Source organism: Arthrobacter sp. SAFR-023 (assembly GCF_051965295.1).
Taxonomy (GTDB): Bacteria; Actinomycetota; Actinomycetes; order Actinomycetales; family Micrococcaceae; genus Arthrobacter.
Genome location: NZ_JBQCMF010000033.1, coordinates 1 through 8,566, shown reverse-complemented (window position 1 = coordinate 8,566; position 8,566 = coordinate 1). Strand labels below are relative to the sequence as shown.

Here is an 8,566-nt window from a genome sequence, read left to right as displayed (position 1 = left end):
CCCGCACAAGCCCTCGAGCAAATTCTGGAAGAATCAGCAGCTTAGGACGCGTGTTGCAACGACCGCTGGAATCCGCCCCCGACGCTCCCTCAGCTTTTGCAGGCTTTTGGCAATCCCTTCCGCAATGGGTGAGGAAGGGATTGGGTTTTTTCTGCAGGATCTGAGGAAGGGTCTCTGGATATAGGGGTGGTTGGGGGCCCTTGAGGGGCCAAGAATTGTCAAAGCTCGAAGAAGTAGCCTGTTCAGGCCGTGGCTATCCGCCGCGGCAACGCTCCGGCCGGAAGATAATCGGATATGCAGATCCTGGTGGTTGAAGACGACGAATCGGTGGCCGCCGGCGTGCTGGAGGGCCTGACCAGGGCTGGCTTCCAGGCCCGGCACGTCGCCGACGGGGCAGGGGCGCTCGCCGAGGTCCGCTCCTCCAGCCCTGATTTCGTGCTCCTTGACCTGGGCCTGCCGGACATGGACGGCACGGACGTCTGCCGGTCCATTCGTTCCCTGACCAAGACGCCGATCATCGTTGTCAGTGCCCGCGACGAGGAGATCGACCGGGTGCTGGCACTGGAGCTGGGGGCGGACGACTACCTGGTCAAGCCGTTCGGGATGCGCGAGCTCGTCGCCCGGATCCGGGCGGTGGCCAGGCGTACGGCCGACCCGCAGTCCGAGACCACCCCGCCCGTTGATGGCACACGCGTCATCGGCACCCTGAGCATCGACCAGCGCTCGCGGCGGGTGCAGGTCGCCGGGACCGAAATCCACCTCACCGCCAAGGAGTTCGAGCTCCTCTACTACCTCGCGGAGGACCCCGGCGCCGTGTGCCAGCGCAGCGACATTCTGCGCGCCGTGTGGGACGGGACCTGGTACGGAACCACCAAGACCCTGGACGCGCACGTGGCAGCCATCCGCAAGAAGCTCGGTGACCCCCGCTGGATCGAGGCGGTGCGCGGCGTAGGGTTCAGGCTGGACGTGCCCGGATGAGGTGGCGGCTGATTTCCGTGTTCATGGCCATCACGCTTCTGGTGGTGCTGGTGCAGGACATACCGCTGGGCAGCTACCTGGTCCGGGTGGAACGCGACCGGCTGGCCACCTCCCTTGAACGCGACGCCTTCCTGCTCAGCGGCCGGGCACGGCAGCTGCTTGAAACGGGCGGTTCAAAACCCGGCACCGTGGCCGCCGCCGTCCGCGACTACGGCCACGCCAGCGGGGCCCGCGTAGTGGTGGTGGACCGTTCCGGTACCGCCGTTGCAACGTCCGACGACGACCAATCTGCTACCGGGGCCTCCTACCTTTCGCGCCCCGAAATTTCCGCCGCGCTCGCCGGCCAGATCACCTCGGGCCAGCGGCACTCGGACACCTTGGGGTTCGACCTGGTCTACGTCACGGTTCCCGTCCTCAGCGGCGAGAACATCACCGGTGCGGTGCGCCTGACCTACCCGGCGTCCGTGGTGGACGACCGCGTCTCCGGCCAGCTGCGGGTGATGTGGTCGGTTGCGGGCATCACCGTGCTGCTCGCGGGACTGCTGGCCTACCTGATGGCCGGGGCCGTGACCCGGCGGATCAAGCGGCTGCAGAAGGCCACCGAACTGCTCGCGGAAGGCAACCTCGACACCCGCACCGAGGAGGAACAGGGGCCGCCGGAGCTGCGCACCCTGGCCCGGTCCTTCAACCAGATGGCGGACCGCCTGCAGCACCTGCTGCAGCAGCAGCGGGGGTTCGCCAGCGACGCGTCCCACCAGCTGCGCACCCCGCTGACGGGGCTGCGGCTGCGGCTGGAGAACGCCGTGGACGCCGTCGGCAACAATCCGGACGGCGCGCGCGTCATGGTGGCCGACTCCCTGGAGGAGACCTACCGGCTGCAGCGCATTATTGAGGGCCTGCTCCTCCTGAGCCGGGCGGACAGCCGCCATGTGGACCGCGAGGATGTGGACCTCAGCGAGATCGCGCGGAACCGCGTGGAGCAGTGGGAAGCGCTGGCCGAGGAAAGCCGGGTGCGGACGGTACTGGACGCGGTGCCGGAAGCCAGGGTGGTGGCCATGCCCGGCGCGGCAGAACAGATCATCGACAACCTCATCGACAACGCCCTGGCCGTGGCGCCGCCAGACTCCGAGATCCGCCTGGTGGTGCACCCCGACGCTTCGTCGGGAGGCTATGAGCTTCACGTGCTCGACGACGGCCCCGGGCTTTCCGAGGAGGACCGGCAGAAGGCCTTTAACCGCTTTTGGCGCGGCCAGTCGACGTCCGAGGGCAGCGGCCTGGGCCTGGCCATCGTCCAGCAGCTCGCCGAAGCCAGCGGTGCCGCGGCCTCCCTCGACGCCAGGCCGGGCGCCCCGGGCCTGGACGCCCGCGTCACATTCAAGGCCGCCGCGCGCCCCTGACGGATGCACCATGACAGGTTTCGCCATATTCTGGCCAAGTGGAAACAAGCACCGTGAACTCCGGCGAACAGCTTGACAGGCAGGCGCGCATTCTTGAAGCGGCGCTGGGCCTGCTGTCACGCCACGGCATCTCGGGTGTGAATATGCGGGCTGTGGCCCGCGAAGCCGGCGTCGCACTGGGGCTAGTGAATTACTACTACGAAGACAAATCCAGCCTGATCCGTGCGGCCTTGCACCGGATCGACGAGCACGACCTCATGCTGGTCGCGGCCGACCCCGAGTCGCCCCCCGACGAACAGCTCCGCACGGCCCTCCGGCGCGTTGCCGGCCCGGAACTCCTGACCACTCAGTATCTGTCCCTGCGACTCCATCTTTGGGCGCTCGCGCAAGCCGATGAAGACTTTGGGCTGATCAACGCGGCCGCGTTTGAGCGGTATCTCGATGGGCTGGCGGCGCTGATAGGGAATGCCAAACCCGAGCTGTCCAGCGATGAATGCAGGGAGCGGGCAGCCGACATCGTCGTCGTGCAGAACGGCATGTGGCTGACGGCGCTCCTTGGCGTAGACGACGCCTCCATCCGGCGGAGCCTCGCCCGCACGGAGCAGATCGCCTTCGCGGGCTAGCGGAAACAAGCCCTAGCTGAAACACGAGCGCTCGTGCCTCGGCACCCCCTGCCCAAAACCCCTGCCCAAAATTTCTTGAACATAGGTTCAGTTTTAACCTTGAACACTTGTTCAAGCTGGACTACTCTGCATGTGTATGACCTACACCACACAAACGGGGTCCCGCGGAAATAAAGGCGTTTCATCGGCGACTTCCGGTTTCCGGCCCAGGCACAACGTCACTCGCCGCAGCCTCTGACCAACCCGTCAATCCCCTCATCGCGTTATGGGCCGCCGGTCACAGGACCTGGGCCAAACCAAGGATTCACACCTTCGTGAACGCTGATCTGCACCAGGTAGAAGGAGATTTTTCATGACACAGACCAACTACGACTACGTCATCGTCGGCGGCGGAAGCGCGGGTTCCGTGCTCGCCAACCGCCTGAGCGACGGAGGCCAGAGCAGCGTCCTGGTCCTCGAAGCCGGACGGAGCGACTACCCCTGGGACCTTTTCATCCAGATGCCCGCCGCACTGACCTTCCCCAGCGGCAACCCGCTCTATGACTGGCGCTACGAATCCGATCCCGAGCCCCACATGGGCGGCCGGCGGGTGGCACATGCCCGCGGCAAGGTCCTGGGCGGCTCCAGCTCCATCAACGGCATGATCTTCCAGCGTGGAAACCCGCTCGACTATGAGCGCTGGGGCGCCGACGCCGGCATGGAAACGTGGGACTTCGCGCACTGCCTCCCGTACTTTAACCGGATGGAAAACGCGCTCGCCGCCGATCCCGACGATGAACTGCGCGGACACTCCGGCCCGCTGGTGCTGGAGCGCGGCCCCGCCACCAATCCGCTGTTCCAGGCCTTCTTCGCCGCGGCCCAGGAGGCAGGCTACCCGCTGACCGACGACGTCAACGGCTACCGCCAGGAGGGCTTCGCCGCATTCGACCGCAACGTCCACAAGGGCCAGCGGCTGTCCGCGTCCCGCGCCTACCTCCGGCCCGAATTCGGCCGGAAGAACCTGACCGTCCTGACCCGTGCGCTCGTCACCAAGGTCAACTTCAAGGGCAACGTGGCCACCGGCGTCACCTACCGCCGCAACGGCAAGACCCACCAGGTGACCGCGGGTGAAGTGATCCTGGCCGGCGGCGCCATCAACACCCCGCAGCTGCTGCAGCTGTCCGGCGTCGGCAATGCAGCCCACCTGAACTCGCTGGGCATCAATTCCGTGGTCAACCTGCCCGGCGTCGGCGAAAACCTCCAGGACCACCTCGAGGTCTACATCCAGCACGCCTGCACCCAGCCGGTCTCCATGCAGCCGGCCCTGGACGTCTGGCGCATGCCGTGGATCGGCATGCAGTGGATGCTCGGCCGCAAGGGTCCGGCCGCCACCAACCACTTCGAAGGCGGCGGATTCGTCCGCTCCAACGACGACGTGGCCTACCCCAACCTGATGTTCCACTTCCTCCCCGTTGCCGTCCGCTACGACGGCCAGAAGGCGGACGCCAAGCACGGCTACCAGGTGCACATCGGACCCATGTACTCCGACGCCCGCGGCAGCCTCAAGATCAAGTCCACCGATCCCACGGTGCACCCGTCCATGCTGTTCAACTACCTTTCCACCGACCAGGACCGCCGCGAGTGGGTCGAGGCGATCCACGTTGCCCGCGACATCCTCGGCCAGTCCGCCATGGGCCCCTTCAGCGGCGGCGAGCTTTCTCCCGGCCGGAGCGTGCAGACCGACGCGGAGATCCTTGACTGGGTTGCCCGCGACGCCGAGACGGCGCTGCACCCGTCCTGTACGGCGAAGATGGGTCCGGACTCCGATCCCATGGCCGTGGTGAACCCGCTGGACATGAGCGTGCACGGCACCCGCGGCCTCCGCGTGGTGGACGCGTCGGCCATGCCCTACGTGACCAATGGCAACATCTACGCCCCGGTGATGATGCTCGCAGAGAAGGCTGCCGACCTGATCGCCGGCAAGGCGCCGCTCGCGCCCCAGCACACCGAGTTCTACCGGCACGGCGTGAGCCCGCTGGAACGCGGCGGATCAATGCCAGTAGCAGCAGCTGCGGTTGCGGCGAAGGGCTAGGGGATCAGCGTGACGATCGATACTGAACTGAAGCTCGCCCGGGGCCTGTACGTCGACGGCGCCTGGCAGCAGGCGTCCGACGGCGGGACCACCACCGTGCGCTGCCCGGCGGACGGGCGCGAGGTGGCGGTCGTCGCCTCGTCGACGGTGGAGGACGCGGAGCGGGCGATCGCCAGTGCACGGGCCGCGTTCGACGACGGCCCGTGGCGCCGGCTCACGGACATCGAGCGCGGCGCGGTCATGCTCCGCGTCGCGGACCTCCTTGAGCGGGACAAGGCCGCCTATGCGCTGGCCGAGGCGCTCGATACCGGCAAGCGGCTCGTGGAAGCCGAGTACGACATGGACGACATCGCCGCCTGCTTCCGGTACTACGGCAAGGTCGCCGGGCTCGACGCCGGCCGGGTCATCGATACCGGCCGGGCGGATGCCATCAGCCGTGTGGTGTACGAGCCGCTGGGGGTCTGCGCGCTCATTGCGCCGTGGAACTACCCGCTCCTCCAGGCGGCGTGGAAGGTCGCGCCGGCACTCGTCGCGGGGAACTCGTTCGTGCTCAAGCCCAGCGAGCTCACGCCGTCCACTTCGATCCTGCTCATGGAAACCCTCGCCGAGGCCGGCGTCCCGGCCGGCGTCGCGAACCTCGTGACCGGCACCGGGTCTAAGGTGGGCGGCCCGCTCAGCTCCGACCCGCGCGTCGACCTCGTCTCCCTTACCGGCGGCCTGTCCACCGGGCAGACCATCATGGCCGCCGCCGCGGAGACCGTGAAGCGCGTGGCCTTCGAGCTCGGCGGGAAGAACCCCAACGTCGTCTTCGCGGACGCGGACTGGGACGCCGCCGTCGACAACGCCCTGACGGCGGTGTTCCTGCACTCCGGCCAGGTCTGCTCGGCAGGGGCGCGGCTGGTTGTCGAGGAGACGATCGCCGAGCGTTTTGTGGCCGAGGTGGTCCAGCGGGCGAAGAAGATCCGGATGGGCGGACCGTTCGACCCCGACGCCGAGACCGGCCCGCTCATCTCCGCCAAGCACCGGGAGCAGGTCCACGCCTACGTCCAGTCCGGGATCGCGGAGGGGGCTGAGCTCCTGTGCGGCGGCTACATTCCCGACGACGGGCCGCTCGCGGACGGCTTCTTCTACCCGCCCACAGTGCTCGGCAACTGCCGCACCGGCATGAGCGTGCTGCGGGAGGAATCGTTCGGCCCGGTACTGACCGTGGAGACGTTCCGGACCGAAGCCGAGGCGATTGCGATCGCCAACGACACCGAGTACGGCTTGGCCGGCGCGGTGTGGACGTCGGACGCGTCCAAGGCACAGCGCGTCGCCGGCGCCCTCCGGCACGGAACGGTGTGGATCAACGACTACCACCCGTACGTCCCGCAGGCGGAGTGGGGCGGTTTCGGGAAGTCCGGGATCGGCCGTGAGCTCGGCCAGGCAGGCCTGGCCGAATACCGCGAAGCCAAGCACATCTGGCAGAACATCGCCCCCGCCCCGAGCGGATGGTTCGGCTCAGCTGCCGGGGTAGCTCCCGCGGAAACTTCGCTGGAGACGGGGGCGGCCGCAGCCGGCTAGGCATCAGCTTGGGGGAGACGGCCGGGCGCTGCAGCCCGCGCCCGGCCGTCGATACACCTGCGTGATTTCAGCTGCGTGCGATTTCACGTGCGTGTAGTGTTACCCGCGTCCAAAGGAGGGCGCGGGTCATCACCATCGTGCTTTTCTTACTTAGGAGTTCAGATGTTGGAACCCAGCAAGAGTACTGATTCAAGCGGCATGGACGAGTTCGGCTATGCCCAGACCCTGGACCGGAGCATCGGCAAGTTCGCCAGCTTCGCCGCAGGCGTCAGCTACATCTCCATCCTCACGGGTGTTTTTCAACTGTTCTACTTTGGTTTCTCCATGGCCGGCCCGGCGTATGCGTGGTCCTGGCCCATCGTTTTCGTCGGCCAGCTGATGGTGGCGCTGTGCTTTGCCGAACTGGCAGGCCGCTACCCTGTGGCCGGCTCCGTCTACAACTGGGCCAAGCGCCTCGCCTCCGGGACCTCGGCCTGGCTCGCCGGCTGGCTGCTGCTGCTGTCCTCCATCATGGCTCTGGGGTCCGTGGCGCTGGCCCTGCAGATCACGCTGCCGCAGCTGTGGTCAGGATTCCAGATCGTCGGCGACGGCACCGGCCCCTTTGATTTCGCAATGAACGGCGTCGTGTTGGCCACCATCATGATCACCATTTCCACCCTCATCAACGCTTTCGGCGTGAAGCTCATGACCATGATCAACAGCATCGGCGTGTTTGTGGAGCTCGTCGCAGCGGTGCTGCTGATCCTCGCCCTGGGCTGGCACGTGGTGCGCGGTCCCGAGGTTTTCTTCGACACCGCCGGGTTCGGTGAAGGCCACGACCTCGGCTTCTTCGGAGTGTTCCTCATCGGCGCGATGGCCTCCGGTTACGTCATGTACGGCTTCGACACCGCCAGCTCCCTCGGTGAGGAGACGAAGGACCCGAAGCGCACCGCGCCCAAAGCCATCCTGCGCGCCGTCACCGCCTCGTTCCTGCTGGGCGGGCTGATCCTGCTCTTCGGCATCCTCGCCGCACCGGACCTTACTGATCCGAAGATCGGCGCTGCCGACGGCGGCCTGCAGCACATCGTGCTCTCCGTCCTCGGCGGACCCTTCGGCAAGGCCTTCCTGGTGTGCATCGTGGTGGCCGTGGTGGTCTGCACGCTGGCGGTCCACGCCGCTGCCATCCGCATGATGTTCGCCATGGCCCGGGACAACAACCTGCCGTTCAGCCGGCAACTGAGCAAGGTGGACCCGGTCCGCAAGACCCCGACGGTTGCGGCCATCGTAATCGGCGTCCTGGCCGTCATCCCGCTGCTGGTCAATGTCATGCAGCCCGCGATTTTCACGATTCTGTCCAGCATCAGCATCGTCCTGATCTACCTGTCCTACCTGCTGGTCACGGTTCCCATGCTGCGCAAGCGGTTCCTGAAGAAGTGGCCCCTGCGCGATGAAGGACACGGCGAAGTGGGCTTCAGCATGGGCAAATGGGGACTCCCGGTGAACATCCTTGCCGTGCTCTGGGGCGGGGCGATGACGCTCAACCTGATCTGGCCGCGGCCGGAAATCTACAACTCGGTGCCGCCGTTTGAGTGGTACTTCCAGTGGGGCGGCGTCCTCTTCGTCGCCGCCGTCACCATCGGGGGCACCCTGCTCTACCGCCTGAAGATCAGGCACCAGACCGGTGTCCTGGCCGAGCACGCGGCAGCAGTGGCGGCCCACCCGTCGTCGGGTCCGGTTACGCCGCCGCAGCCGGAGCCGCAACCGGTCCGGGCAGGCGGAGGCGTGGAGGATGGCTTCGATCCGGTGGACGATGATCTTGAACCGCAACGAGTCAGCTAGATTGGCAACGGGTGCCGTTGCCAACGAGCCCGGGCTCAGGAAAGGAACACTTACTCATGGTTCATAAAGTCAAGGCTGTTGTTGTCAGGGCGAAGGACGCTCCGGTGTCGGTGGAG

General features: G+C 66.8%; 6 protein-coding genes. All 6 read left to right on the top strand.

What is annotated here, in order from left to right; genetic code table 11:
* Nucleotides 1-294: 294 nt before the first annotated feature.
* Complete coding sequence (locus tag ACTHQX_RS21390) at nucleotides 295-978, top strand: response regulator transcription factor (protein ID WP_440159261.1); 684 nt, start codon at nucleotides 295-297, stop codon at nucleotides 976-978.
* Entirely contained in the window at nucleotides 975-2,375 is a 1,401-nt protein-coding gene (locus tag ACTHQX_RS21385; protein ID WP_440159262.1) for an ATP-binding protein, read from the top strand. Before ACTHQX_RS21390 ends, ACTHQX_RS21385 begins: the two co-directional genes overlap by 4 nt.
* A gap of 38 nt (nucleotides 2,376-2,413) precedes the next feature.
* A complete protein-coding gene (locus tag ACTHQX_RS21380) occupies nucleotides 2,414-2,998 on the top strand; it encodes a TetR/AcrR family transcriptional regulator (protein ID WP_236805389.1) in 585 nt (194 codons plus the stop codon).
* Between the two features lie 352 nt (nucleotides 2,999-3,350).
* Complete coding sequence (betA, locus tag ACTHQX_RS21375; protein WP_440159263.1) at nucleotides 3,351-5,069, top strand: choline dehydrogenase; 1,719 nt, start codon at nucleotides 3,351-3,353, stop codon at nucleotides 5,067-5,069.
* A gap of 9 nt (nucleotides 5,070-5,078) precedes the next feature.
* Entirely contained in the window at nucleotides 5,079-6,632 is a 1,554-nt protein-coding gene (locus ACTHQX_RS21370) for an aldehyde dehydrogenase family protein (RefSeq protein WP_440159264.1), read from the top strand.
* 162 nt (nucleotides 6,633-6,794) lie between these two features.
* Nucleotides 6,795-8,450 carry an APC family permease gene (locus ACTHQX_RS21365; protein ID WP_440159265.1) on the top strand — a complete coding sequence of 552 codons (1,656 nt, stop codon included), beginning with the start codon at nucleotides 6,795-6,797 and terminating at the stop codon, nucleotides 8,448-8,450.
* Nucleotides 8,451-8,566: the final 116 nt, after the last annotated feature.